We start from the raw sequence: 26,599 nt of genomic DNA on the forward strand, positions 1-26,599 counted from the left end.
TCTTCTACTAAGAATCCAACTGCTGCACTTGGAACAAATTATAATAATGTCCTTGCTCGGCCATTAATTCATTATGGGAGCCCATTTCAACAATGTTTCCATGCTCAATCAATACAATCCGGTCGGCATGTGTAATGGTCGAAAGCCGATGGGCGACGATGAAAGTTGTACGATCTTTCGCTAACTTTTCTAATGCTTCTTGAATGAAATGCTCACTTTCCAAATCAAGTGCCGAAGTCGCTTCATCTAATATTAAAATAGGTGGATTTTTCAAAAACACACGGGCAATCGCAATTCTTTGTTTTTGTCCTCCAGAAAGCTTCACTCCTCGTTCCCCTACTTTTGTATCGTATCCATCAACAAGATTTGTAATAAATTCATGGGCATTCGCTGCTTTTGCCGCTTCAATTACCTCTTCATCCGTTGCATCAGGTTTTCCTAATAAAATATTTAATTTCACCGATTCACTGAATAAAATATTATCTTGTAAAACCATCCCAATTTTATCCCTTAAACTTCTTACTTTAAAATGACGGATATCCGTCCCATCGAGAAGAATTTCCCCTCCTGTTACATCATAAAATCGAGGGATTAAGCTGACTAAGGAGGACTTCCCTCCGCCGCTCATACCGACTAAGGCAATCGTTTCACCGGCACGAACATCTAAATTAATATCATTTAACACCGATAAATCTTTGTCATTATATGAAAAATTGACATGGTTAAACGAAATGTTTCCTTTTACATTTCGGCATTCAATTGCATTTGGTGCGTCATCAATATCATATTTTTCATCAATTAATTCAAACACACGGTCCATTGAAGCAATCGATTGTGTTAGCGTTGTACCGGAGTTCACTAATCGACGTAACGGGCTATACAATCGATCGATATAAGCAATAAAAGCAGCCATCGTCCCAATGGATAAATGTCCATGGATGGCTTGATAACCAGCAAAACCAATGACAATTAGCGGCGCAATATCTGTTAATGTATTTACAACCGAAAATGCCTTAGCGGTCCATCTAGTATGCTGTAATGCTTTATCAAGAAAGTTCTTATTATGAACGCGAAAACGCTCTTGCTCATGATCTTCGATAGCAAAGCTTTTAATAACCGGCATCCCCTGTACACGTTCATGTAAATACCCTTGAACTTCCGCAAGGGCTTGGGAACGAACCCGGGTAAACTTACGCAGATTTCCAAAAAAGTATTTCACTGAAATCGCGTATAATGGAAAAACAATCAACGATACGATTGTTAACGGAACATCCATCGTGAACATAATTGAAACCGCGATTAAGATTGTGGCTGCATCGAGCCATACATTCATTAGTCCTGTAATAACAAAATCCTTCGTTTGTTCCACATCATTAATTACCCGCGATATAACTTCCCCTGCACGCGTATTCGAATAATATTTAAAGCTCAGTTTTTGTAAATGTGTAAACAAACGATCGCGTATATCATATAAAATTTTACTCGATGTCCATTGCGCAAAATATTGACGGTAAAACTCAATGGGCGGTCTTAACACAATAAAGACCCCTAACATAATTGACATCGTAAATATCAATTTAGATGTTTTTTCATCTACCGACAAACCGTGCTTTGTCACGATTCCATCAATCACATATTTAATAATCACCGGTATTAGTAATGGAATAGCAAATTTAATTAATCCGATAATTAATGTTCCAATAATTTGAAGTGTGTACGGTTTAACAAACTTCATATATCTTTTTGTACTACTCAAAATGTTACCTCCTATTTCCCTCTCTTGCTGTACGATTATTTTTTGCATAAGTTAATGAAAAAAACCTGTGGCTTTGTCACCAACAGGTAATCAACTCATCTTCTATAGGTTAAATAACGTTCATACCATATATCGATAAAATCTGGGGAAAACGGTCCTTTTCGTTGACGAATCCATCTAACAAGGTTGTCCACATTTCTTTTTAAAATATGGTCAATGACATCTGGATACCCCATTTGTTTCCGATGATATTCATATTCATCCTCATCAAGCAGCGTATAAGTCATATCTGGAAATACTTTGATATCTAGATCGTAATCAATATATTTAAGTGCCTCCTTATCGTACACGAAAGGAGATCCTAAGTTACAGTAATAATATATTCCGTCTTCCCTAATCATCCCAATAATATTAAACCAATGGTCGGCATGAAAATAGCATATCGCCGGCTCACGTGTAACCCATGTACGTCCGTCCGATTCCGTTACAATGGTCCGATCATTTCCACCTATGACAAGCGATTTCGTACCTTTTAGTACTGTCGTTTCTTCCCATATTCGATGGATGTAACCATTATGTTTATAGCTATGTATTTGTATCGTATCACCTTCAATGGGAATACCCATGCCACTTTCCCTACTTTCATTATAAAATTTAATCAACCGTGCTTTCATTGAATTTTTTATTATTATAACGTTTTTTATGAAAATTTAAAACAAAAAGAGCCCCTACTGTTGCATTGGAATAAAGTTTGCTTAAAAATTTCTCACAAACCGGTAGTGTATTTTACGATAATATAAAAGAATCCATTTTGAAAAAAAATTGATCAAAATGGATTCTTTCTGATTTCGTCTACCTTATATTTTTTAGCTAAATCTTCACTCCCCAATTTCCCCAAAAAATGGAATTGATCCTTCGAAGAACGCCATATCTAAGTTCAGATTTGGCCCAAATTCATTAAGTAGGGCACATTTCTTACTACAGAAATGCACCAGATTATGAAAGATGTAAAGTTATTTTAAGTATCTAAAGAAATTTTTAATTGCATCCATACGTATTTTATGACTACAATCTTCGCAACAAAAAAACTTACTCTTTCTTTCCTTAAATTGTTTATATAATAGTGACCCTTCGTATACTCTGAATGTTTTTTTACAACTATAACAAAGTATCTCATAGTAAATCATTGTAATCCCCCTAATTGCCCATTGCACAATTTGAGCTCTATAGGATTTTTCGGTGAATACCATTTCTTTTTTTATTTTAGTACGATCGTACAAAAATTAAAACAAAAAACCATTTAGCGAAGATAATCTAAATGGTTTTGAACTCCTTTATATAACTAACATCGTCCTTACTAAGTAAGAGCCCCTTCTGCAAGTATTTTCAACTCCTGATATTGGCGAATCACGTTGTCAGTTTGTTCCTCAAACGTTTTATGGATTGTATCCAATTCCTTTTTCATTAATTTGATTTCGTTTTTAAGGCTATCTAACTTCGCCTCTTCTTGAAGTTCTATAAGTTCCTGCTCTAAATCTTGACAACGTTCAATTTCAGTTTGCAGATCTAATAATTGATCCATCGTTTTCATCTGATCCATTATCAATTCATTAAATGCTTTCATCTTTTTAGCACCTTCCATTCCCTGGTAGTTCCTATGTATATATTTTCTCTCAATATCAGTAAAACCCTTTGACTAGTTATGTTGTATTTCAATTTGTTTTGTCGAATTAAAAAAGTTTTTTGGTCCTTGACCAATGAACTAACCAAGCTAGCAGGTTCGGGTGTCCTACCGGGGTGAAAGGTTAGTCAGCTTGTGTGGTTATACGATTCGGAAGGCATAAGAGAAAAATAATCAAAATGAAAAAGAGCATCCATCGATTGAGGATGCTCTTTTCGCTCATTTATTGTTGGCCAAATTTACCAGCGTTTTGTGATTTACGTGATTCAGCTTGTTGATTTTGTTTTCTTACTTGTTGTGCATCAGTTTCACTACCGAACTCAGTACCGAATTGTCCTTGTCCAGCAGAACCTTGTGCAGATTGTGCGTTTTGTTGTCTTACTTCATTAACGTTTGTACCAGCAGATGTTTTGTTAGTTTGCTTTGCCATTATTATCACCTCCACGCTCCTTAATGTAACCAAACGTGGAGAGAGTTATGCTAAAATTTTTTATAAAAATTATACTAACAATGAACGTCCGCCATCAACAATGATTGTTTGTCCTCTAATCATGGATGAATCATCCGAAACTAAAAACATGACTGCATTTACCATATCTTCGATTTCAACCATTCGTCCTGCTGGTGTGTTGCGACGGGCATCTTCAAGAAGATCTTCCCGATTTGGAAAATGCTTAAGTGCCTCGGTATCGATTGCACCACCAGATACAGCATTAACAACAATATTTTTCGGTGAAAGCTCAACGGACAAATATCTCGTTAATGCTTCTACAGCTGCTTTTGATACACCGACAGTTGTATAGTTTTCTAAGTAACGGATGGAGCCAAGTGAACTTAAGCTTACAATTTTTCCTCCACCGTTCTTTTCCATAAGCTTTGCTGCTTCTTGGGAACAGAATAATAATGCCTTACTATTAATGTTCATCGTCCAATCCCAATGTGTTTCTTCAAGTTCCATCGCAGGACGAAGAACACCTGATGCAGCATTACTAATAAATACATCTAATCTGCCAAACGTCTCATTTATTTCTTCAAACATTTTTCTAATTTTTGAAACGTCGCCAACATTTGCTTTTACAAGCAAAACTTTTCTGCCGAGTTTCTCAATTTCCTCAACTGTTTCAAGTGCTGCAGATTTACTGCGAGCGTAATTTATGACAATATCATATCCTTCTTTTGCTAAACGAATCGCCGTTGCTTTACCAACTCCACGACTGCTTCCTGTAACTAATGCAACTTTATTTGTCATCTTCTACACCTTCCTTTACGACCTATATTTTACCGATAAAATGTATAACAAACAATCTTTGTTTGTAAGCTAAGGATAGTAAATAGTAAGGAGGTGGCACTTCATGCCCGTCATTCGTGATATGACCGAATTATCGATGATTTCCATGGCCGACTGGAATAACTCCGAAATCGAGCATTTCCATCATTCCTTTCAACAAATTCTCCCTTACTTAAATGTCGAGGGACAAACAATTTATAGAGAAATTATTGAAGAAATCGAAAGGCGCCAGCAGTAGTAAGCCTTATTGAGTAACCAGTGATCTTTAAGCGGAGAATCTCCGGTTATACTGCAGAATAGAGCATGGTTTTGGGGATATAAGCGGAAATTTTCCGATTAAGCAAACTAAAATTACCAATTTTCATGTTTTTCGAGCAAATAGCCGGAAAACTTCCGTCTATTGAAGCTAATTTCTTTGCTATTTTCTAATTAAGAGGAATTTCTCCGCTTATCAAACTCGATTTAGCATCTAATGCACTTGTGGATTCAAGAAAAAGGCTTAGAGAAATTTACATCTCTAAGTCTCTTTGATTGTGAACTATGCTGTGAAGTTTATGTGTATTGATCTGATTTACCGTTTTGCACCTCACAAGTATCCCCGTTAGATTTCTATTTGTTTATTTTTAGATAGTCTCTTTTTGTTGCTTTTAACATTATTAAACGTACAAAGTGGATTGGAGCGGAAGGAGCTTGACTCCTGCGGGATAAAGAGGAAAAGTCGAGACCCCGGAGGCGCGAGGCTCGACTTCCTCCCCGCGGAAAGCAAGCTCCTGCAGCGGAAAGGAACGGTCCCATTTTAATTCCTAATACCAACAAAACCTCAATAATCAAACATCTGAAAACGATATAAACGATCATAAAAAGATTTTAAAAACTGATAAAGGAGCTTTTCCGACGGAGCAAGCTCCCTGTTTTTTGGTGTAATCACTCCTACCGTTCGAATAAAGCTTGGATCATTCACTTCAACTGTCCGTATATCCTTAGGGATATTGTATGAAAAGGCCAGCTCGGGAAGTATCGCAATTCCGACACCAGCAGCAACTAACCCTTTTATCGTATCCACATCTTCCCCTTCGAAGGCTATGATCGGATCAAATCCTGCTTGCACACACGCCTTTTCAATTGTTTCCCGAATAAACGATTCCTTTCGAAACGTGACAAACCTTTCTCCTTGGAGCTGATTGATTTTTATCGTCTTTTCAGCACTTAAAGGATGATTTTCAGGTAATAACACAAGCATTTTTTCAGTAAAAAAGATATCTCCTTTTACAATTGAATGATCCGTTAGCACAGGGGCAATAAAAGCCATATCAATATCCCCTCGCTCAATTTGTTTCACTAAATAAGAAGGTGTCCCTTGGTTAAAATGAAAATGCAAATGAGGGTGGCTGTCTCGAAATTGCGAAAACATCATCGCAAACGTACTAACAGATAAGCCCGATGAAAAACCAAGGTGAATAATCCCCGTTTCCGGATTCAAATATTCTTCAACCTTTTCTTTCGCCTTATCGATCTCTAAAACAATTCTTTCAGCATATTTCAAAAATACTTTTCCAATATGGGTGAGTTTCACATTTCGCCCTTCCCGAATAAAAAGGGGTGTTTTTAACTCAGCTTCCAACAATGATATTTGTCTGCTTATAGCCGATTGCGCCACATGGAGGCTTTCTGCAGCCTTCGTCACATGCTCACGTTTTGCCACCTCGATAAAATAAAAAATTTGACGTAATTCCACTCAAATTTCCCACCAATCTACTTTTGAGATTAATTCATTCTTAATAATATATTGTAAAGATGAATTAAAATAAAGTAAAATTTTTTATTATCGAACTATTCGGATATAAGAATGAAAGGAATGATAACGAATGACTTTAGCGAACAATCAATCGTATAGCGAAGGTCTTTACCGCCAGGAGTTTGAGCATGATGCATGTGGTATTGGCTTTTATGCAGATATAAAAGGCCGTCCTTCCCACGATATCATTGCATCCGCTCTAATCATGCTAGAAAGATTAGATCACCGAGCAGGAAAAAGCAGTGATAATCAAACGAGTGATGGAGCCGGGATCTTAATGCAAATGCCACATGAATTTTTCAAAGAAGTTTGTTCATTTCAATTACCTGAAAAAGGTGAATATGCCGTTTCAATGACATTTCTCCCGCAGGATCACGTGCTTCAAAACCAAATCATTGCTGATTTCCAATCGGAAGCCTCCCGTTTACATCTTTCTTTTTTAGGAGAACGTAGAGTTCCAGTTTCCCCTGAAGTTTTAGGAGAAATTGCAGCATCTACTCAACCTCAAATCACTCAATTTTTTATCAAAAAGGCAAAGGGTATGAATGAAGAACATTTTTTAACTGCACTTTTTGTGTTAAGAAGACAGCTGGAAAAAAAATACGATAACCAATTATATATTTCCAGTTTATCAAATCAAACGATTGTCTATAAAGGATTGCTTTCTGCCGAACAGTTATCCACATTTTATAATGATTTATCAAATCAAAAGTTTGCTTCAGCACTTGCCCTTGTTCATTCACGATTTAGTACAAACACCATTCCGAGCTGGGAAAGAGCACATCCAAACCGAATGATTGCACATAATGGAGAAATCAACACGATTAAGGGAAATATGAATTCATTTAACGCAAAAGTCTCATCATTTTCAAACGAACTAGATCAAATGGATATGGACTCACTTTTACCGATTATTCAACCGGACGGCAGTGATTCGGCAATGTTTGATAATGTACTAGAATTTTTAACATTAAATCAAGTCTCCCTTCCACAAGCAATCATGATGATGATTCCCGAACCGTGGGAAAACAATGAGGAAATGTCTCCTTATTTAAAAAGCTTTTATGAATATCACAGTTTATCGATGGAACCTTGGGATGGACCGATGGCATTAGGTTTTTCAAACGGAAAACAAATCGGGGCAATTTTAGATCGAAACGGCTTACGTCCGGGTCGCTACTATATTACTCATGACGATCGCGTTATCTTTTCGTCCGAAGTTGGTGTGATCGACATTAGTGATGATCACATTAAAGAAAAAAAGCATTTAAAACCTGGAGAGTTATTATTCATCGATACAGAGCTCGGTCGATCAATTCCAAACGATGAGTTAAAAGCTATGATTAGTAATGAACAACCTTATCAGCACTATATAAAAGAAAACATCATTACAGTGAAAGATCAGACGATGCCTTTATCATTATCTTTAGATTATGATCACAAGCAAGTGATTTTTCTACAAAAGGCATTCGGCTATACGTATGAAGAAGTAATGAAAATGATTCAGCCAATGGCAATTGATATGAAAGAGCCGACCGGTTCAATGGGAATGGATACCCCGCTTGCCATTCTTTCAGAGAGGCCACAGCTACTTTTTCATTATTTTAAACAAAGCTTTTCCCAAGTTACGAATCCGCCTATTGATGCGTTAAGAGAGGAATGCGTGATTTCAACCGTCACGTGGTTAGGACCGCAAATTAAATTGCTTGGAAAAAAATCAACGGATCAACACCATGTAAAGCTTTCACATCCTTTTTTAGAAACACCAAGCTTACATGCAATTAAAAATACACCATTACAGACTCGAGAATTAGATATGCTTTTTTCACTAGATGAGGGAATCGAAACAGCCTTACATCGTCTTTGTGATCAAGCAATAACAGCTATAAACGACGGAATTGAGATATTAATTTTATCCGATAAACGGGCGAATCATGAACAACTCCCTATTCCTTCACTATTAGCGACCTCTTGCCTTCATCATTTTCTGATTCAGAATGGCTTGAGAACAAAAGCAAGTATGATTATTGATTCTGGTGAGCCGAGAGATCCTCATCATATGGCTATGCTCTTAGGTTATGGCGCTGATGCATTACATCCTTATTTAGCTTATGAAACAATTAAACAATTAATTATTGAAAAACATATACAACTTCCTTTCAAACAAGCATTGCAAAATTATATACATGCCTTGACCAATGGGATTGTGAAAATCATGTCAAAAGTCGGAATCTCCTCCATTCAAAGCTACCGAGGAGCGCAAACCTTTGAGGCACTGGGTATTTCTGAAGAGGTAATCAATAAATACTTCCCGGGCACCGTTTCACAAATAGATGGAATTGGACTATCTGAAATGACTAAAGAAATCGTGATGAGACATGAGAAAGCAATCACGGATATGTCTTCTCATGACCAAACACTTGATTCAGGTAGCGAATTACAGTGGCGAAGTGAAGGGGAACATCATCAATTCAACCCACTCTCGATTCACACACTGCAACGTGCGGCAAGGACGAATGATAAAGCTGTTTATAAAAAATTCGTGGATATGCATCATAATGGGCCTTTTACTACAATCCGCAGCCTATTAAATGTAAAAAGCAATCGTCCTCCCATCTCGATTGACGAGGTAGAGCCAATTGAGTCAATCTTTAAACGGTTTAAAACCGGTGCAATGTCATATGGCTCACTAAGCAAGGAGGCCCACGAAGCACTCGCCATCGCGATGAATCGAATTGGCGGTAAAAGCAATAGCGGTGAGGGCGGCGAAGAAATTGAGCGCTCCTTAGATGGCAATTTAAGAAGAAGTGCGATAAAACAAGTAGCTTCAGGACGATTCGGAGTCACTAGTTTCTATTTATCCGAAGCGGAAGAAATCCAAATCAAAATGGCCCAAGGCGCAAAACCCGGTGAAGGCGGACAATTACCCGGAAGTAAAGTATACCCTTGGATTGCTGAAGTTAGAGGGGCAACACCTGGAGTCGGACTTATCTCCCCTCCTCCCCATCATGACATCTATTCAATTGAAGATCTTGCACAATTGATTTTTGATTTAAAAAGTGCGAATCCGAATGCGCGTATTAGTGTTAAATTAGTCGCCAAGGCTGGTGTAGGTACAATTGCAGCCGGAGTTGCGAAAGGTCTCGCTGATACCATTTTAATTAGTGGACATGATGGAGGAACAGGAGCATCCCCGAAAACGAGTATTAAGCATACGGGAATTCCATGGGAAATCGGGCTCGCCGAAACCCATCAAACCCTTTTATTAAACGGACTTCGCAATCGTGTGAAACTAGAGGCTGATGGAAAGCTAATGACTGGGAAAGACGTTATTATTGCTGCATGTTTAGGTGCAGAGGAATTTGGATTTGCAACAGCACCTTTAGTCGTACTTGGCTGTTTGATGATGCGTGCCTGCCATTTGGACACGTGCCCAGTCGGAATTGCGACACAAAATCCGAAGCTACGTGAAAAATTCATGGGAAATCCCGATCATATCGTTAACTATATGACTTTTATCGCCGAAGAAGTTCGTGAAATTTTAGCTAAAAACGGCTATCGAAAGCTAGATGAAATAGTCGGCCAAACACAATTGCTCCAACCTAGAGAGGACATAAATAATCATTGGAAAGCGAAAACGTTAAATTTATCAAAGCTTTTATTTAAAACGCCAAACGTTCAGACGGCTCATATATGTATGGAAAAGCAAAATCACGAACTAGAAAACAGATTCGATCAGCATACATTGATCCCACAATTAAAGCCTTATGTGGATCATGCACAACATGTGAAACGCAGTTTTTTAATACAAAATACAGATCGAGCTGTTGGCACCCTTCTCGGACATTCCATAACAAAAAAATATGGTCCAAATGGATTGCCTAAGGATTTAATCAAACTGACTTTTAATGGTTCTGCCGGCCAAAGTTTTGGCGCATTTATTCCAAAGGGCTTACATTTCACATTAGTTGGTGACGCCAATGATTATGTAGGAAAAGGTCTATCGGGCGGAACATTAATTATTAAACCAAACGATCTATGGAATTATGATGGTGATCAAGCCATCATAGGAAATACGACCTTTTTCGGCGCTACTTCTGGAGAAGCCTTTATTAAAGGTACAGCTGGCCAACGATTTTGTGTGCGTAACAGTGGTGTGAATGCTGTTGTTGAGGGGGTCGGCGACCACGGTTGTGAGTATATGACGGGTGGGAAAGCAATCATTTTAGGCTCAATTGGAAAAAACTTCGGTGCAGGTATGTCAGGTGGAGTTGCCTATATTTATTCTGGGCTCACCAACGACGAAGAAGTAATGAAGAACATTAATTTTGAAATGATTAATATTGAAAATACGTTAACAAATGAAGAGAAAATTGACATCTATCAAATGATTTTAAAGCATTATTTATATACGGGCAGTAAAAAGGCTAAGGATATATTAAAGAACTGGAATAGAGCAAGTAATTATTTCCTTAAAGTCATTCCGAATGAGTACAAAAATATGATCGATATAATCAATCAACTAGAAAGTCAAGGGATGACTAATAAAGACGCCTCATTAACGGCTTTCCAACTCAAAAAGGAAGGGAAAACGATTGAATCAGTTAATAGCCCCACATTGGGAATATCACTTTAAAAAGGAGTGAGTGAGAATGGCTACTTCTACGGAATTTATCGATATAAAAAGGGCTAAGCCTTTAGAAGTTGAACCCGTTGAACGCGTGAAAGATTGGAACGAATATCAAAAACCTTTTTCAGAAAAAAAGGTAAAACAACAAGCGTCGCGTTGCATGGATTGCGGCACACCATTTTGCCAAATTGGACTGAACATCAATTCGAGTACGAGCGGATGTCCCTTATATAATCTGATTCCCGAATGGAATGCGTTAGTCCATCAAGGAAAATGGTGTGAAGCATTTTTACGCTTAGCGAAAACAAATAATTTCCCTGAGTTTACCGCAAGAGCATGTCCCGCACCTTGTGAAGGTTCATGCACGGCGGGCATACCAAGTGAACCCGTTACAATTAAAAGCATTGAAAAAGCGATTATCGACCGCGCCTTTTCAGAAGGTTGGGTCAAACCACGAATCCCGCGCAAAAAAACCGGACTAAAAATAGCGGTTATCGGTTCGGGTCCAGCTGGTTTAACAGCAGCTGATGATCTCAATCAATTAGGACATTCCGTTACAGTTTTTGAACGCGAGGACCGTTTCGGCGGTCTTCTCATGTATGGGATTCCTAATATGAAAATTGATAAATCACATGTTCAAAGAAGAATTGATTTATTAAAAGAGGAAGGTATTGAGTTTCGAGCGAATATCAATGTTGGAGTTGATCTTTCAATAGAAGAACTTCAATCATCTTTCGATTCAGTCTTATTATGCATCGGGGCAGAAAAGCCGCGGGAGCTTACGATTGAAGGCCGGCAATTAGAAGGAATATATCCTGCAATGGAATATTTAACTGCGAGCACAAAACATTACTTACAACCATCTCATTCCAATGAACCGAAAATTACTGCGAAAGATAAACGAGTCATTGTCATCGGCGGTGGTGATACTGGAGCCGATTGTGTCGCTACTGCCCTTCGTCAAGGCTGCAAAAGTGTCATTCAGTTCGGAAAACATGGGAAGTTACCGTTGCGAAGACAGAAGGATAATCCATGGCCAGAAAACCCTCATGTATTTTCACTTGATTATGCCTATGAAGAGGCGGTTAATCTTTTTGGTGAAGATCCAAGACAATATTTTATTCAAACACAATCCTTTATTGGGAATGAAAACGGTGAAGTAAAAGGATTAAAAACGACTTATTTTAATCAAGATGATCAAGAAACACGCTATTGGGAAGCAGACCTTGTTCTCATAGCCATTGGTTTTGAAGGGGTAAAAGATGAATATTTCCAAACAATCAACCGTTCGAACAACCGAATCTCCACTCCAACTAACAGCTATCAAACAAACCTCGAAGGAGTGTATACAGCCGGCGATGCCCGCAGGGGCCAAAGTTTGATTGTTTGGGCCATTCAAGAAGGGAAAAAAGCTGCATTGGAGATTGATAATTTTTTAAAAGCAAGGCATTGTTAAAATATCAAAACCAATGGCACTTTTCTAAGAGATTGTTGCATTCAATATATCAAACGCGCAGAGTGGATTGGAGCGGAAGGCACTTGACTCCTGCGGGATATGCTGGACAGATGAGACCCCGCAGGAGAGAAGCGACGAGGAGGCTCATCGCCAGCCCCGCGGAAAGCAAGTGCCTGGAGCGGAAAGGAACGGTCATTGTTTATTTCAAAACTAGCATTACGAAAACAAACAAAAAAACTAGCGAACAGTGTTGATAACTGTTTGCTAGTTCTCTTTAACAGACTCTAAATAAGCTTTCCACATTTTTTGATAAGAAACCGGAAAAGCATAGTTTGTCAGCTCCTCGGCGGTCACTAATTTCATGTTCCCTGCTTCCTTTACCTCATTCTCTATCGTTCCTGAATAGGCTTCAATATCCCAAGTTAAATGGGAAAAAACATGCGGGATTGCAGTAAACGATGTCTTATCTAATTGAATGTGAATATCATATTCATGTTTCATAAAGTCTTGCAGAATATCTTTTGGTTTAATCAACTTACTTTTTTCCACCGTAGGGAATTCCCATAGATTGGCTAGTAGTCCTTGTTCGGGGCGCTTGTGAATTAAGTACCTGCCTTGGTGATCTTTCAACACAGCTGCTACTAACTCCACATGGCGGGTGCTTTTTTTCTTTGTTTTAACAGGAAGCTGATCCTGCACCCCCTCATGAAATGCTTGACAATGTTCTCGTACGGGACAAAGCAGGCAGGATGGTGATGTTGGCGTACAAATTAATGCGCCAAGTTCCATTAAAGCTTGATTGAAATATGATGGATTTTCATGGGAAATAATCGATCTTACTGCTTCTTCAAACACTTTACGCGACGATGCTTTTGCGATATCGTCCCATATCAATAAAATTCTTGATAAAACCCTCATGACATTTCCATCAACCGCAGGTTCCGGAACACCATAGGCAATACTTAAAATCGCTCCAGCCGTGTAAGGACCTACCCCTTTTAACTTTTTGATTTCTTCAGGTGTATTTGGTACAACTCCGCCATAAGATTCATGTACCTCTTTAACCGCAGCCTGTAAATTTCGAACTCGGGAATAGTATCCAAGCCCCTCCCAAGCTTTTAAAACATTTTCTTCGTCCGCTTCTGCTAACTTTTCAATTGTAGGGAAATTTTCAATAAATCGATTAAAATATGGGATGACCGTATCCACTCTCGTTTGCTGGAGCATGATTTCCGATACCCATACCTTATATGGATCCTGATCTTTTCTCCAAGGTAGATCCCTTTGTTCATTCGTAAACCAATGAAGTAAATCATTTTGAAACTGCTTTATATTTAACTGTTCAATACTGCCTGCCATAAAATCCTCCGAAATCACTGTGTACTTGACTTGACTGAATAAGCTACAAAGATAAGAGTTATTTTTATTCGAAATGGGGAAAGTAAATAATATATATGCCTATCCCAATAATTACGCATTCATATTAAGATTACATTACAGATCATTTAATTAACAGAATGTCCATTGCAAATCATTCATTTTTACCATATCATGTTTACAAAAATCCGCAAGTAATTATTATGACTAGTTCCTGTAGTCTATCATTAGAAAAACTAGCGCCTGCTTTTTCAAAAAAGGAGTCTAAGCTAGACAATATAAGGAGGAAATCCCGTTTTGGATACTGGAACACACCTTGTCATGGGGTTTGCCCTTGGTGGTCTAGCCACCTTGGACCCCGTTGTTGCCGACCATGCGATTAATACACATAGTGTACTATTTGCAACCATTATCGGTTCGCAAATACCTGATATCGATACATTTTTAAAGTTTCGAAACAATGCGGTTTATATAAGAAATCACCGTGGCGCGACACATTCGATTCCAGCTGTCATATTATGGCCGTTATTAATTACCGCCTGTGCCGCTTTATTTTTTCCGGGAACTAACCTTTTGCATTTATGGTTATGGTCTTTCCTTGCAGTGTTTCTCCATGTATTCGTCGACATTTTCAATGCATATGGAACCCAAGCAATACGTCCGTTTTCATCTAAATGGGTAGCTTTAGGGATTATAAATACGTTTGATCCATTTATCTTCATCATTCACGTTATCGGCCTTATCATTTGGGCTATTGGAGCAAATCCAGGAATAACGTTTATTATCGTCTATACCATTGTCATCTGTTATTATTTATGCCGAATTGCCGAGCAATGGGCCGTTAAAAAGGCTGTTTTAAAAATTGTTCCAAATGCAGAAAAGGTTATAATCGCACCAACAATGAGGTATTTTAAATGGCGAATTGTTGCCATTACCGAGAAACGGCTATTTGTTGCAAAGGCTGACAAACGTGAAATAACGATTCTCGATGAGTACGACCGCGTTCCGATTCCGGAAAATGAAGTGATTAATCGGGCAAAAAAAGACAAAAATATTGCTGCGTTTTTGTCCTTTTCCCCTATTTTCCGTTGGGAGTTGGAGGAACTTGAAAATGGATACGAAGTCCGTTTCATCGATCTGCGCTATCGCAGCAAAGGACATTATCCCTTCGTCGCCATCGTTCAAATGGATGAAGATTTAGTGATTAAAGGTTCCTATACAGGATGGATTTATAATAAAGAAAAACTTAGAAAGAAGTTAGATGTGGCTCCGAGGTAATTATACGGGCGTGCATGAGGCTCCAGCAATTCCGGCTTTTCCTTCCCGAATTGGGCGTTTTCGTGCACGTGAGCCTCTCTTTTTCTGCTTTTCCTTCTCGAATCAGCGTTTTTCATGCACGAGGACCCCGTTTTTTCCGCTTTTCCTGCTCGAATCCGAAGTATTCGTGCACGTAGACCACACCTTTTCCGCTTTTCCTGCTCGAATCCTAGTTCATGCTTTTTCATCTTTACATGCTTGAATATTCATCTTTATTTTTCCTTAAAATAAAAAAGGAAAGAACATACATTCATATGGACACCGCTCCTATCTAATAATAAAAAATGTACGGATATTCTAAACAATTTAGGAGGCAACAGCATGCGAAATAAGGCAAAAGGTTTCCCATATGGAAATGACAATAAGTTCGAAGGTGAACCTCGAGCAAAAGCAGAGTTTGCTTCAAAACGTGCAGATGGTTCAACAAATACACATCCACAAGAACGAATGAAAGCATCTAGCCGTAGAGACAGTGATGTTTAAGAAAACCGGAAGCGCCTTGCCTAGCGCATTAAAAGACTTCAGGAATTGGGGTTTCTAGTCGATAGGCGCTAGTGGTAGACATTAATCCCGCAATAATTATTAGCAAAAATCGTAATGGAACATCAAATCCAATTCAAACATAATGTACCCTACCTTCTTAAAGGTAGGGGTACTCTTATTTACCGATATTGGCTTTAATAATAATCTCTTTTGTACTTGCAAGCACATCTTTATCCCAAAAAACAAAAGATGTTTCTTATAGATCCAGTTGGAGGTAGATCCTGAGGCAAAAGAGCAACAGATGTTCCTTTTAAACCCAGTTCAAGGTACATCTTGAGGTAAAAAAGCAATAGATGTTCCTCATAGACCCAGTTCGAGGTACATCCTAAGGCAAAAAAGCAATAGATGTTCCTCTTTAACCCAGTTCAAGGTACATCTCAAGTCAAAAAAACAAAAGATGTTCCTCATAGACCCAGTTCGAGGTACATCCTAAGGCAAAAATACAAATGATGTTCCTCATAGACCCAGTTCGAGGTACATCCTAAGGCAAAAATACAAATGATGTTCCTCATAGACCCAGTTCGAGGTACATCCTAAGGCAAAAATACAAATGATGTTCCTCTTAAATCTAGTTCGAGGTTCATCCTAAGGCAAAAAAGCAATAGATGTTCCTCATAGACCCAGTTCGAGGTACATCCTAAGGCAAAAATACAAATGATGTTCCTCTTAAACCCAGTTCGAGGTACATCCTAAGGCAAAAATACAAATGATGTTCCTCCTAGATCCAGTTCGAGGTACATCCTAAGGCAAAAATACAAATGATGTTCCTCTTAAACCCAGTTCAAGGTACATCATAAGTTAAAAAGCAAAAGATGTTCCTCTTAGAGCCAGTTCGAGGTACTTCCTAAGGCAAAAATACAAATGATGTTCCTCTTAAATCCAGTTCGAAGTACATCTCAAGTCAAAAAAACAAATAATGTTCCTCTTAAACCCAGTTCGAGGTACATCATAAGGCAAAAATACAAATGATGTTCCTCTTAAACCCAGTTCAAGGTACATCATAAGTTAAAAAAGCAAAAGATGTTCCTCTTAAACCCAGTTCGAGGTACATCATAAGGCAAAAATACAAATGATGTCCCTCTTAAACCCAGTTCAAGGTACATCATAAGTTAAAAAAGCAAAAGATGTTCCTCTTAAACCCAGTTCGAGGTACATCCTAAGGCAAAAATACAAAAGATGTTCCTCTTAAATCCAGTTCGAAGTACATCTTAAGTCAAAAAAACAAAAGATGTTCCTCTTAAATTGGAGGAACATCAAAAGGTCCTTAATCTTGTCATTGTAAAATCCGGCTGTAGCGTACTCGATTTTTAGCGAAAGGTACTCGACCTGACGAGCATCTGCACCCGCTCTATTTCCCATAGGATCAAATTCAACACTGAGCTATAACTCAGCCTACAGCCTTCTTTATTTTAGCTTTTTCAACACCGATATTGGCAGTGCTTCCTCTTCCTTTTCACCGCCTAGGCGATATCCCCAAGCAAATACACCATTCAAATAATCTATTTTAAAATAAACACCAGGATCCCCTTCGATTTCATACATTTCACCTGGTTTAAAATCTTTAGGATTTAGCAAATAGGCTTTTGCCATGATTGCTTTTCTCTCTAACACTGCAAATTCATTGACGATCCCGAGCTGTTCAGCTTTCCGTGCCTTTTCGGTTATCGCGGCAATTTCTTGCTTCAATTCATATTCAGTCATTTGACTATATCTTTTTTCCTGTTCCACTAGATACACCACCTTATAGACTAAGTATAATACTATAGACTATATTCTTGAAGAAATTTCTCGATTAGTTCTATTGGGAATCCTTTTCGATACAAGGTTTGCTTCATTTTTTGCTCATACTCATAGCCACTATATTTTTGCAGTTTTCTATGTGCTTTCTCCCCTTGCACAACAATAGCATTCCACTCTTCAGATTCATCTTTTTTAAAATCAATTTCGTCCATCGCTAAATGAATGGTATCGATATCAAAGCCTTTTCGTAATAAAGTTTGGTCCAGTTTTTGTTTTAAACTTTTTTCAGAAAGCTTTTTGTTTTGCTTGATTGTTTTTTCAAGTAATGCCTTTGCGTGGTCAATTTGCTGTTCTTTCGAATATTCCTGTAATGCTTGATCAATTTGGTTATCACTTATTCCTTTTTCGTATAATTCCATTTTAATCGTGCCTGGCCCTTTTTTCGTTGTATTCATTTGTGTTCTCACATATGCAACAGCAAATTCAAGATCATTTAAATACTTCAAATTATAAAGCTTATGTATAACTTCTTGGATGACCATTTCATTGATCTCTTTTTGCTTCAAATAATCTCTTACTTCCTTTTCAGATCGCATCCGATAAGAAAGATAGTGTATCGCTGTATTTACACCTTTTCGAATATCATCTTCATAATCAATTTCTGAAATGTCAAGGTCAGATAATTCTTTGCCTTTCGTTAATTGAAAACGCGCGAGCACCTCTTCGTCCACACTAAACGCATATTCGCCATCGAGAAAAATATTGTACCGTTCACTATTATTTTTTTGGATAGAAATTTTCGTTATTATCGGCATTTGAAGCATCCCTCTTCATCTTATTTCTTATTTATTTTACCATCGACTGTCGTATGTTTGCTATGTTTAAGGCAATAATGAAAATAACTGTTTAATGAAAGGGTGAAGTGACATGTCAAAGGATAAACGTGTGAAAGAGAAAAGCAATTTGCGCAGCATGCAAGCGGTAACTTATGCACATGAATTTAAGATGGCAGATCGTGCTGGAGGGTATGAACAAAAGCGTAAATCTTGAATAGCCCTGACATTATTAGATGAATTACTAAATTGAAGGCTTTGTTAAAGTCCTGTGTTGATAATGGACACCATGTTGATTGGAGCAGCAGGTGCGAGACTCCTGCGGGATCAGCTGGACAGATGAGACCCCGCAAGAGCGAAGTGATGAGGAGTTAGAAAAGTAGAGGCGGCTTGTTTATCGACGTACAAACTGGAGGGCAGCGACTGAGATAAAGGAATCATGATGAACCCAAAGGGTGAATCGATGATGACTTATCGTAAGGAGGTGACCGGAAGTTTGCTAGTCGATAGCCGCCGGAACTAGACAGGCTCATCGCAGAACCGCGAAAAAGCAAGTACCTGCTGCGGAAATCAACAATCTAGCATGTAAGGCAATCAACTGGAAAAATCAAGTCGTCATATTCTTACGGAAATGACACAACCTAGTAATGCGGGCGAGAAAAGTTCCGTAACTTGATAACTTGAAAGGGGTTTTCGTTCATGGGTCGTGCACATAAACAAAAAACTCGTGATAAAAACAAAGCTAAACTTCCTCAAGTACCGAAAAATTTAAAATCAGATGGCAAAGATGTTGAATTTTCCCAAGAGTTAGCAGATCAAGCTGATCTTGAAGCGCAAGCAAGATCGAAAGCTGCTGAACAACGTGCAAAAAATAAAAAGAAATAAGCAGGGGGTTCCCCTGCTTTTATAATGTAGCTGTTTCGTATCTTTTCGCAGCATTAATTAACTTTCGAATCGCTTCATATTCATTGTTCTGCAAATGTTCAATAATTTTACTTCCAACAACTACACCATCACAGAACTGACTTAATTCGCACACTTGCTCTGGAGTTGAAACCCCAAAACCGGCCAAAACCGGCGCAGTGGAAATCCTTTTTATCTCTTGTAAATAAGTGCCTATACCTTCACGATAAGTATTTCTAACCCCTGTAATGCCGGTAACTGTTACCGCATATAAAAATCCTTCGGTTCGTTTTGCGATTTCACGAATTCTTTCTTTTGAGCTAGTTAATGCTGCTAAACGTATGAGTGCAATATGATGACCGGAAAGCTCACCCGAAACAATCTCCTCTTCTTCAATCGGTAAATCAGGAATAATAATGCCGTCAACCCCGGCTTGTTCACAGTCCGCAGCAAACTCCTTCGTTCCGTATACAAAAATTGGATTCATGTAAGTCATTAATACGATTGGAATTTCCCTACTATTTTTATTTTTCTTTAATTCATCCAATACACCTTTTAATGTCGTCCCTGCACGAAGGGACCGAATTCCAGCCTCCTGTATGGTGGGACCGTCTGCAACGGGATCTGAAAACGGAATTCCTAATTCTAACGCAGTTGCACCGGCATCTTCAAAAAACTGGATCCTTTCATTAAGAATAGCTAATCCCCCATCACCAGCCATAATATATGGAACAAATACTTTTTCACCGTTTGCCAACACATTATCTAGAGCTTGACTTAATTTTTCTTTCCCCATTTTTACATCCCTCCTAAAATACTTTTGACCTGTTCAACATCTTTATCGCCTCTGCCTGACAAGCAGATGACCATTATTTCTTCTTTTGACATTTCTTTTGCTAATTTAGCCGCATATGCAACAGCATGGGAGCTTTCAAGTGCAGGTATTATTCCTTCTGATTTTGTTAAAAGTTTAAATGCTTCAATGGCTTCCTTATCCGTAATTGATGTATAGTTAACTCTTCCACTTTCTTTTAAAAAGCTATGTTCTGGACCAACACCAGGATAATCAAGTCCGGCAGAAACGGAATGGGCTTCTTCAATCTGACCATGTGAATCTTGAAGCAGATACGTCATTGTTCCATGCAGTACCCCAATCTTTCCGTCCGTTAATGTGGCAGCATGTTTGCCTGTGTTGATTCCAGAACCGCCTGCTTCGACTCCGTAAAGTTTGACCTCTTCATCATTAATAAAAGGATAAAACATTCCCATTGAGTTGCTGCCGCCGCCAATACAAGCAACAACTGCATCAGGAAGCAATCCAGATTGTTCGAGTATTTGCTTCCTTGTTTCTTTCCCAATCACACTTTGAAAATCGCGAACAATTTGCGGAAATGGATGTGGACCTACGACAGAGCCTAATATATAGTGGGTATCTTCTACATGACTTACCCAGTAACGAAGTGCTTCGTTTACTGCATCTTTTAATGTGCCGCTCCCTTGTTCAACACTTCTCACTTCAGCCCCAAGCAGTTCCATTCGAAATACATTTAGCTTCTGCCTTTGTATATCTTCTGTTCCCATAAATACGATACATTCCAACCCAAGAAGCGCGCACGCCGTTGCAGTTGCTACTCCATGCTGTCCGGCACCCGTTTCGGCTACCACTTTCTTTTTCCCCATCCGTTGGGTCAATAGTGCTTGCCCGAGAGCATTGTTAATTTTATGAGCGCCAGTATGATTTAAATCTTCACGCTTCAAGTAGATTTTCGGTCCACCAAACTGCTTAGTCAGATTTTCAGCAAAGTATAATGGGGTTTCCCTGCCAATGTATTGTTGGAAATAATAATCAATCTGTTGAATAAATTCAGGGTCATTCATTGCCTCATTATAGGCTTGTTCTAACTCAAGTACTGCTGGCATTAATGTTTCAGGGACAAATCTTCCTCCGAACATCCCGTAATGTCCTTTTTGATCCGGCTGGGTATAAGTTGTCATCTTTCTACACTCTCCTTTAAAGTTTGAAATGCTTGTTTAGCAATTTTTACAAATGCATCTATTTTTATTGGATCCTTTTGTCCATTCGTTTCAACCCCACTTGATACATCGATTATGGCCGGATGAACGGAATGAATCGCTGATGCAACGTTTTCCGCATTTAGTCCACCTGCAAGAATTAGCTTCTCCTTTTGAATTGGGAGGTTTTGCAGTAATGACCAATCAAACGCGATTCCATTACCACCTCGATACGCTCCCTTTGGGCTATCAATTAAGTAATATTTACAAGAAAATGTTGTTGGATCAATCTTATCTTGGATAGACCAGGCTTTAATAATTGGACGGTTTAATGATGAAGCAATTTCCGGTGTTTCATCCCCATGTAATTGAATAAAATCAAGCCCGACGTACTGACTAATCTCGTTTATTATTTCGGGTGATTCATTCACAAACACACCTACTTTTTTCACATGAGTAGGAACTTGATCGGCAATCTGTTTAGCAACAGCGGGAGATATCTTCCTTCGACTTTCCGCAAATACAAAACCAAGAAAATCAGCACCAGCATCGACTGCTACCCTTGCTGACTCCATATTGGTAATGCCGCAAATTTTCACTTTCATTTCGATCACCTTTTTACCGTAGATTTAAATGGTGTTTTCAGTTGATTAAAGGTGGCGGATAAATCAGTCGATCGCATCAAGGTTTCTCCAACAAGGATGCCCTTTACACCAGCTTGTTCCATCAGCTCAACATCTTTTTCCCCTTTAATCCCGCTTTCACCGATTAATAAAATATGTTTATCCACAACTAGACTGGCGAGTCTTTCTGTAGTAGCTAAATCAACTTTAAACGTTTTCAGGTTACGATTATTCATTCCGATAATCTTAGCATTCAGTTCAATGGCTGCTTCCAGCTCAATTTCATCGTGAACCTCCACGAGAACATCTAATCCTAAAGATGCTGCATAGTTGTATAACTGTTTCAAACGAGGCTTCGACAATGCCGCAACAATTAACAAAATAATATTCGCCCCAAAATCCTTTGCCCTGTCAATTTGAATTTCATCGATGATAAAATCCTTACATAAGATTGGCAACGAAACCGCCGCCCTTACCTCTCTTAAATCGTTCATGGAACCTTTGAAAAAAGCTTCATCGGTTAATACTGAAATAGCACCTGCGCCTAATTCTTCATAGCGTTTCGCTTGTTCGGCTGGATTTACATCCGGAAGAATGTCTCCTTTTGATGGGGATGCTCTTTTAATTTCAGCAATGATATTCATCGTTTGCGACTTTTGAAATGAATCGAAAATGGATCCAACTTTTTTCGGACAATCTTGATTTTTGCTAAAATACGTTTCCTTTAAAACTTGGACCTCTTTTACTTTTTTCGTGATGATTTCATCTAAAATGGTCATTTACATAACCCCCTCTGTTGTTCGTTGACTATATTCAATTAAATATTGCAGCTTTTGAAGCGCGGCTCCAGAGTCAATGCTTTCCTTTGCGATGGCGATGCCTTCTTGGACAGTACTCGCTAATCCGTTAGCAAAAATAGCTAATCCTGCATTAAATAAAACCGTATCACGATAAGCCCCCTTTTCACCTGTCAATACGTTCAAAAGTATTTCCGCATTCTCTCTTGAATCCCCGCCGCGAATTTCACAATTCTCATAATATGGTAGGCCAACATCCTCAGGTTTTAGTGTAAATGGAATGATATCTCCACGATCTAAAAGCACAAAATGATTTTCTCCTGATAATGACGCCTCATCCATAAAGCCTGCACCATTTAAGATTAACGCTCTCTTTCTACCAAGTCGGTGGAGAACACTTGCCATCATCTCAAGCATGTCGCGACGATAAATACCTAATAGCTGTGTCTCAAGATCAATCGGATTCGTTAATGGGCCGATTAAATTAAAGATAGTTGGAATCTTTAAATCCCTTCGTATTTTCATGATTCTTTTTAAGCTTGGATGGAGATTCGGTGCGAACAAAAAAGCAATTCCATTTTCCTCAAGAATTTCGTGTATTTGCTCCGCCCGAAAATTCAGCGATACGCCTAAGTTTTCTAATACATCTGCACTCCCTGTTCGACTAGACACACTTCGATTTCCATGTTTTGCGATCTTAATCCCTGCTCCAGCGATGACAAATGCGGATGTTGTACTAATATTAAAGCTTTGAGAACCGTCTCCCCCTGTTCCGCAATTATCCATGACAGGTCCGACACTACTTCCGATCAGTATCGACTTTTCCCGAATTACTTGAACGAGACCAGCTATTTCTTCAGCCGTTTCACCTTTTACTTTTAACGCAGCTAAAAATGCACCCATCTCACTTTCCGATACATCTTCAGTAAATAAATAATCTGCCGCATTCGTCATCTCCTCATAGGTTAAATTTTGTTGATCCATCATTTTTTCAAGATATGCTTTCATACGAATTCTCCTTTCTCATTTCCATTAAAAAGTTCTGAATGATTTCCTTCCCTGTTTTTGTTCCAATGGATTCAGGGTGAAATTGAACACCGTACAGCGGAAAACTTTCATGTTTGATCGCCATGATTTCTTGATCATCCATTGAGGTAGCTGCAATAATAAAATCAGATGAAAGACTATTTTTATCAATTACGAGTGAGTGATAGCGCATCACTTCAAGCGGCTGGGTCATATATTGAAACATCCCTTCTCCGCAATGAAGGATTCTTGATATTTTTCCATGTTTAATTTCTTTTGCTTGAACGATCTTTGCTCCAAACGCGGCAGCAATTGCCTGATGTCCTAAACAAACACCAAGGATTGGGATACGCTGATAAAAAGCTTGGATTACATCCATACAGATCCCCGCCCGTTCCGGGATACCAGGTCCTGGTGAGAGGACGATCGCCTCTGGTTTCATTCCCTTTAGTTTCTCAATCGTTATTTCATCATTTCGAAATACTTCTACCTTTTCACCTAACTCCGAAAGATATTGAAAAAGGTTATAAGTAAAAGAATCATAATTGTCTAGCAAGATGATCATCTTTGTTCACCTCCAGAAGTGACTTTGCCTTATTCAATGTCTCGATATATTCATTTTCGGGTATGGAGTCATGGACAATCCCTGCTCCGGCCTGTAAATAAGCTACATTATCTTTAATGACCAATGTTCGAATAGCAAGTGCGAAATCCATGTTTCCATTCACATTTATATAGCCGATGGCGCCTGCATAAACGCCACGTTTCTGCTTTTCAAGTTCATTAATGATTTGCATCGCACGAATTTTTGGTGCCCCGGAAACTGTTCCAGCTGGTAAACAAACTTTTAACGCATCGATGCCTGTAAACTCTGGTCTCATCGTACCTTTCACTTCCGAAACGATATGCATTACATGCTGGTATTTTTCAATGACCATGTATTTTGGGATTGTAATACTGCCTGGTTCACAAACTCTACCAATATCATTCCTGCTTAAATCAACCAACATCCGATGTTCAGCCAATTCCTTTTCATCTTCTAACAGCTCTTTTTCATAATTAGAATCTTCCGCTTTTGTATTGCCTCTTGGTCTTGTTCCGGCAATTGGATTTGTTATTAATTCCGAACCAACGGTTTTAATTAAGCTTTCAGGTGATGCACCGAGCAGAACATATTCTTCAAAGTCGATGTAAAACATGTATGGCGAAGGATTGGCATTTCTTAGCTTTCGATAAAATTGAAACGGATCACTTTCCATCCTTCCTTTCATTTTCTGTGACAAAACAATTTGAAAAATGTCCCCTTCTCGGATAAATTCTTGTGCGATTTGTACCTTTTTTATAAAATCCTCTCTTTCCATCAACGGTTTGAATGTGATGGGATCATTCGTCAAATCGTACATATAATGCTGTTCTTTAGTAGAAAGGGACTCTTTTATTTCCGTTATTTTTTCAATTAAATCATTTTCTGTTCGATCGCCATTAAGGTTAAGTGAAACGATAAACATCATTTGGGTTTTGTGATCAAAAATGATTACGTCTTGATAAAACATGAAATGGACATCAGGTAATTGTTGTTCATCCTCTAAGTCCGGGCCAATGTTTTCATATTGACGAACGGCATCATATCCAATGAAGCCGATTCCTCCGCCAAAAAAGGGGAAATCTAGTGGGAATTGTTCGAGCTTTGGGATGTATTTTTTTAATAGGTCCAGTGGTTTTCCTTTTTCTGTTTTTACTGTTTTATTGCGCTTGCTTACGAATACTTGGTCACTTTCACCAATGAACTCCATGTATGGGTTCATTCCGATAAAGGAATATCGACCATTGCCATCATGTTTGAGTGAGCTTTCTAGTAAAAATTTCTTCTTGCCGTTTAAGCGATTAAAGACAGCAATGGGGGTTAACATGTCTGCGTTCATTTGGATAAATTTATACTCGGCTTTGGAAATCATTTTTGGTCCTCCTTATAAAATAGATTGTGCTGAGACCGTTGCTTTCCGCTATAGGCAGTCGCTTTCCACTATTAATTTTCGAAATTGGACCGTTCCTTTCCGCTGCAGGCACTTGCTTTCCGCGGGGAGGAAGTCGAGCCTCCTCAGCGCTTTTGCGCTTGTGGGGTCTCGACCTTTCCTCTATATCCCGCAGGAGTCAAGCGCCTTTCGCTCCAATCCACTCTGCGTTTCTAAAATCGTTATTAACAGCATTCTTTTTAGAAAAGTGCCTAAATAAAAAAGTCCCCTATAAACACATACATTTCTGTGTTTATAGAGGACGATTTCGTTCGCGGTGCCACCTCTTTTTGAAGGGAGTTATTCCCTTCCTCTTTTCAGGTACGAGAACTGAGTTCTGATACCCTATCCTTATAACGGTGGAGGCCGTGTTTCCCTACTTTATGTTCAAGAAACCTCTCATAAGTCCATTCCGTTTCACTCCTCGTACCGGATTCACACCAACACCGGCTCTCTGCGACGATTTTAGTTTAACGTACTCCTCTTATTCAATGATTTATCCATATAAAATTTTCGTAAAGTTTGTTGGTTTTGGGAATGAGCCGTTCCTTTCCGCTATAGGCACTTGCTTTCCTCTATATCCCGCAGGAGTCAAGTGCCTTTTGCTCCAATCCACTCTGTGCGATTAGAGCTACAATGTTTTAGAAAAAGTCATGCCTTAGAAAAACGCAAAAAGGCCCCTCATCCAAAAGGACGAGGAACCCGTGGTACCACCTTTATTAGCTGAAAAACAGCTCACTTTGACAGTATCAAGTTCGATAACTTAATACCCGTCTCTTGTAACGATGAGACATTCGCCAAAGCCTACT

Annotated in this window: 24 protein-coding genes and 2 other annotated features (1 of these 26 only partly in view); of the genes, 7 read left to right on the forward strand and 17 right to left on the reverse strand. The window is 38.7% G+C overall.

The window, feature by feature from the left end; genetic code table 11:
* Window positions 1–7: 7 nt before the first annotated feature.
* From I5776_RS16115 to fabL, 6 genes are all read right to left on the reverse strand, one after another.
* Window positions 8–1,756 carry an ABC transporter ATP-binding protein gene (locus I5776_RS16115; RefSeq protein ID WP_281397252.1) on the reverse strand — a complete coding sequence of 583 codons (1,749 nt, stop codon included), beginning with the start codon at window positions 1,754–1,756 and terminating at the stop codon, window positions 8–10.
* Window positions 1,757–1,851: 95 nt separating this feature from the next.
* Window positions 1,852–2,382, reverse strand: coding sequence for a nucleoside tri-diphosphate phosphatase (ntdP, locus tag I5776_RS16120; protein ID WP_066226453.1), 531 nt, complete (start codon window positions 2,380–2,382; stop codon window positions 1,852–1,854).
* 387 nt (window positions 2,383–2,769) lie between these two features.
* Complete coding sequence (locus tag I5776_RS21460) at window positions 2,770–2,943, reverse strand: DUF2197 domain-containing protein (protein WP_246483818.1); 174 nt, start codon at window positions 2,941–2,943, stop codon at window positions 2,770–2,772.
* Between the two features lie 170 nt (window positions 2,944–3,113).
* Window positions 3,114–3,380: a YgaB family protein gene (locus tag I5776_RS16125; protein ID WP_202777366.1), complete on the reverse strand. Its 267-nt coding sequence runs from the start codon at window positions 3,378–3,380 to the stop codon at window positions 3,114–3,116.
* A 280-nt stretch (window positions 3,381–3,660) separates the two neighbouring features.
* The gene (locus I5776_RS16130; RefSeq protein ID WP_066226448.1) at window positions 3,661–3,867 is read right to left on the reverse strand and encodes a gamma-type small acid-soluble spore protein; all 207 of its coding nucleotides are present in this window, start codon (window positions 3,865–3,867) and stop codon (window positions 3,661–3,663) included.
* A 69-nt stretch (window positions 3,868–3,936) separates the two neighbouring features.
* A complete protein-coding gene (fabL, locus tag I5776_RS16135; protein WP_202777367.1) occupies window positions 3,937–4,686 on the reverse strand; it encodes an enoyl-[acyl-carrier-protein] reductase FabL in 750 nt (249 codons plus the stop codon).
* 103 nt (window positions 4,687–4,789) lie between these two features.
* On the opposite strand from fabL, the gene I5776_RS16140 reads away from it, so the two are divergent.
* Complete coding sequence (locus I5776_RS16140) at window positions 4,790–4,963, forward strand: hypothetical protein (RefSeq protein WP_202777368.1); 174 nt, start codon at window positions 4,790–4,792, stop codon at window positions 4,961–4,963.
* A 582-nt stretch (window positions 4,964–5,545) separates the two neighbouring features.
* On the opposite strand, the gene gltC is transcribed toward I5776_RS16140, so the two are convergent.
* Complete coding sequence (gltC, locus tag I5776_RS16145) at window positions 5,546–6,460, reverse strand: glutamate biosynthesis transcriptional regulator GltC (protein WP_202777369.1); 915 nt, start codon at window positions 6,458–6,460, stop codon at window positions 5,546–5,548.
* 130 nt (window positions 6,461–6,590) lie between these two features.
* Between gltC and gltB the strand changes: the two genes are divergently transcribed.
* The gene (gltB, locus tag I5776_RS16150) at window positions 6,591–11,156 is read left to right on the forward strand and encodes a glutamate synthase large subunit (RefSeq protein WP_202777370.1); all 4,566 of its coding nucleotides are present in this window, start codon (window positions 6,591–6,593) and stop codon (window positions 11,154–11,156) included.
* A 16-nt stretch (window positions 11,157–11,172) separates the two neighbouring features.
* Entirely contained in the window at window positions 11,173–12,606 is a 1,434-nt protein-coding gene (locus I5776_RS16155; protein ID WP_202777371.1) for a glutamate synthase subunit beta, read from the forward strand.
* Window positions 12,607–12,870: 264 nt separating this feature from the next.
* On the opposite strand, the gene mutY is transcribed toward I5776_RS16155, so the two are convergent.
* Complete coding sequence (gene mutY / locus I5776_RS16160; protein ID WP_202777372.1) at window positions 12,871–13,965, reverse strand: A/G-specific adenine glycosylase; 1,095 nt, start codon at window positions 13,963–13,965, stop codon at window positions 12,871–12,873.
* 315 nt (window positions 13,966–14,280) lie between these two features.
* Here mutY and I5776_RS16165 point away from each other — a divergent pair, with 315 nt between their 5' ends.
* Window positions 14,281–15,261: a metal-dependent hydrolase gene (locus tag I5776_RS16165; RefSeq protein ID WP_202777373.1), complete on the forward strand. Its 981-nt coding sequence runs from the start codon at window positions 14,281–14,283 to the stop codon at window positions 15,259–15,261.
* Window positions 15,262–15,621: 360 nt separating this feature from the next.
* Window positions 15,622–15,783, forward strand: a complete 162-nt coding sequence (locus I5776_RS16170) for a small, acid-soluble spore protein K (protein ID WP_107920310.1) — start codon at window positions 15,622–15,624, stop codon at window positions 15,781–15,783.
* 1,464 nt (window positions 15,784–17,247) lie between these two features.
* On the opposite strand, the gene I5776_RS16175 is transcribed toward I5776_RS16170, so the two are convergent.
* Both I5776_RS16175 and recX read right to left on the reverse strand, forming a co-directional pair.
* Window positions 17,248–17,544, reverse strand: coding sequence for a YfhH family protein (locus I5776_RS16175; RefSeq protein ID WP_202780828.1), 297 nt, complete (start codon window positions 17,542–17,544; stop codon window positions 17,248–17,250).
* Window positions 17,545–17,603: 59 nt separating this feature from the next.
* Complete coding sequence (gene recX, locus I5776_RS16180; protein WP_202777374.1) at window positions 17,604–18,398, reverse strand: recombination regulator RecX; 795 nt, start codon at window positions 18,396–18,398, stop codon at window positions 17,604–17,606.
* Window positions 18,399–18,510: 112 nt separating this feature from the next.
* Here recX and I5776_RS16185 point away from each other — a divergent pair, with 112 nt between their 5' ends.
* Window positions 18,511–18,633 (forward strand): YfhE family protein, encoded by a 123-nt coding sequence (locus I5776_RS16185; RefSeq protein WP_084347375.1) that lies wholly within the window; start codon window positions 18,511–18,513, stop codon window positions 18,631–18,633.
* 482 nt (window positions 18,634–19,115) lie between these two features.
* Entirely contained in the window at window positions 19,116–19,301 is a 186-nt protein-coding gene (locus tag I5776_RS16190) for a YfhD family protein (protein WP_066226432.1), read from the forward strand.
* 19 nt (window positions 19,302–19,320) lie between these two features.
* Here I5776_RS16190 and trpA read toward each other — a convergent pair whose 3' ends face one another.
* Genes trpA through trpE form a run of 7 tightly spaced genes read right to left on the reverse strand, consistent with a single transcriptional unit; the run spans window position 19,321 to window position 25,733 of the window.
* Window positions 19,321–20,115 (reverse strand): tryptophan synthase subunit alpha, encoded by a 795-nt coding sequence (trpA, locus tag I5776_RS16195; protein WP_202777375.1) that lies wholly within the window; start codon window positions 20,113–20,115, stop codon window positions 19,321–19,323.
* A gap of 2 nt (window positions 20,116–20,117) precedes the next feature.
* Window positions 20,118–21,314: a tryptophan synthase subunit beta gene (trpB, locus tag I5776_RS16200; protein WP_202777376.1), complete on the reverse strand. Its 1,197-nt coding sequence runs from the start codon at window positions 21,312–21,314 to the stop codon at window positions 20,118–20,120.
* On the reverse strand, window positions 21,311–21,937 hold the full coding sequence (locus I5776_RS16205; RefSeq protein WP_202777377.1) for a phosphoribosylanthranilate isomerase: 627 nt from the start codon (window positions 21,935–21,937) through the stop codon (window positions 21,311–21,313). The genes trpB and I5776_RS16205 overlap by 4 nt, the downstream gene beginning before the upstream one ends.
* Window positions 21,938–21,942: 5 nt before the next feature.
* Complete coding sequence (gene trpC, locus I5776_RS16210; protein ID WP_202777378.1) at window positions 21,943–22,734, reverse strand: indole-3-glycerol phosphate synthase TrpC; 792 nt, start codon at window positions 22,732–22,734, stop codon at window positions 21,943–21,945.
* Window positions 22,735–23,760, reverse strand: a complete 1,026-nt coding sequence (gene trpD / locus I5776_RS16215; protein WP_202777379.1) for an anthranilate phosphoribosyltransferase — start codon at window positions 23,758–23,760, stop codon at window positions 22,735–22,737.
* Window positions 23,744–24,343 (reverse strand): anthranilate synthase component II, encoded by a 600-nt coding sequence (locus I5776_RS16220; protein ID WP_202777380.1) that lies wholly within the window; start codon window positions 24,341–24,343, stop codon window positions 23,744–23,746. The genes trpD and I5776_RS16220 overlap by 17 nt, the downstream gene beginning before the upstream one ends.
* A complete protein-coding gene (gene trpE, locus I5776_RS16225) occupies window positions 24,318–25,733 on the reverse strand; it encodes an anthranilate synthase component I (protein ID WP_202777381.1) in 1,416 nt (471 codons plus the stop codon). The genes I5776_RS16220 and trpE overlap by 26 nt, the downstream gene beginning before the upstream one ends.
* Window positions 25,734–26,045: 312 nt before the next feature.
* Window positions 26,046–26,291, reverse strand: a binding site (T-box leader).
* Between the two features lie 185 nt (window positions 26,292–26,476).
* Window positions 26,477–26,599, reverse strand: a binding site (T-box leader); it runs 127 nt beyond the window's last position.

Origin of the sequence: Heyndrickxia vini, assembly GCF_016772275.1 — a bacterium.
GTDB lineage: Bacteria > Bacillota > Bacilli > Bacillales > Bacillaceae_C > Heyndrickxia > Heyndrickxia vini.

Excerpts from the sequence above, each read along its gene's own strand:
- ntdP (WP_066226453.1), bottom strand. The coding sequence starts at position 2,382 with ATGGGTATTCCCATTGAAGGTGATACGATACAAATACATAGCTATAAA.
- I5776_RS21460 (WP_246483818.1), bottom strand. The coding sequence starts at position 2,943 with ATGATTTACTATGAGATACTTTGTTATAGTTGTAAAAAAACATTCAGA.
- I5776_RS16125 (WP_202777366.1), bottom strand. The coding sequence starts at position 3,380 with ATGAAAGCATTTAATGAATTGATAATGGATCAGATGAAAACGATGGAT.
- I5776_RS16130 (WP_066226448.1), bottom strand. The coding sequence starts at position 3,867 with ATGGCAAAGCAAACTAACAAAACATCTGCTGGTACAAACGTTAATGAA.
- fabL (WP_202777367.1), bottom strand. The coding sequence starts at position 4,686 with ATGACAAATAAAGTTGCATTAGTTACAGGAAGCAGTCGTGGAGTTGGT.
- I5776_RS16140 (WP_202777368.1), top strand. The coding sequence starts at position 4,790 with ATGCCCGTCATTCGTGATATGACCGAATTATCGATGATTTCCATGGCC.
- gltB (WP_202777370.1), top strand. The coding sequence starts at position 6,591 with ATGACTTTAGCGAACAATCAATCGTATAGCGAAGGTCTTTACCGCCAG.
- I5776_RS16155 (WP_202777371.1), top strand. The coding sequence starts at position 11,173 with ATGGCTACTTCTACGGAATTTATCGATATAAAAAGGGCTAAGCCTTTA.
- mutY (WP_202777372.1), bottom strand. The coding sequence starts at position 13,965 with ATGGCAGGCAGTATTGAACAGTTAAATATAAAGCAGTTTCAAAATGAT.
- I5776_RS16170 (WP_107920310.1), top strand. The coding sequence starts at position 15,622 with ATGCGAAATAAGGCAAAAGGTTTCCCATATGGAAATGACAATAAGTTC.
- I5776_RS16175 (WP_202780828.1), bottom strand. The coding sequence starts at position 17,544 with ATGACTGAATATGAATTGAAGCAAGAAATTGCCGCGATAACCGAAAAG.
- recX (WP_202777374.1), bottom strand. The coding sequence starts at position 18,398 with ATGCCGATAATAACGAAAATTTCTATCCAAAAAAATAATAGTGAACGG.
- I5776_RS16185 (WP_084347375.1), top strand. The coding sequence starts at position 18,511 with ATGTCAAAGGATAAACGTGTGAAAGAGAAAAGCAATTTGCGCAGCATG.
- I5776_RS16190 (WP_066226432.1), top strand. The coding sequence starts at position 19,116 with ATGGGTCGTGCACATAAACAAAAAACTCGTGATAAAAACAAAGCTAAA.
- trpA (WP_202777375.1), bottom strand. The coding sequence starts at position 20,115 with ATGGGGAAAGAAAAATTAAGTCAAGCTCTAGATAATGTGTTGGCAAAC.
- trpB (WP_202777376.1), bottom strand. The coding sequence starts at position 21,314 with ATGACAACTTATACCCAGCCGGATCAAAAAGGACATTACGGGATGTTC.
- I5776_RS16205 (WP_202777377.1), bottom strand. The coding sequence starts at position 21,937 with ATGAAAGTGAAAATTTGCGGCATTACCAATATGGAGTCAGCAAGGGTA.
- trpC (WP_202777378.1), bottom strand. The coding sequence starts at position 22,734 with ATGACCATTTTAGATGAAATCATCACGAAAAAAGTAAAAGAGGTCCAA.
- trpD (WP_202777379.1), bottom strand. The coding sequence starts at position 23,760 with ATGAAAGCATATCTTGAAAAAATGATGGATCAACAAAATTTAACCTAT.
- I5776_RS16220 (WP_202777380.1), bottom strand. The coding sequence starts at position 24,343 with ATGATCATCTTGCTAGACAATTATGATTCTTTTACTTATAACCTTTTT.
- trpE (WP_202777381.1), bottom strand. The coding sequence starts at position 25,733 with ATGATTTCCAAAGCCGAGTATAAATTTATCCAAATGAACGCAGACATG.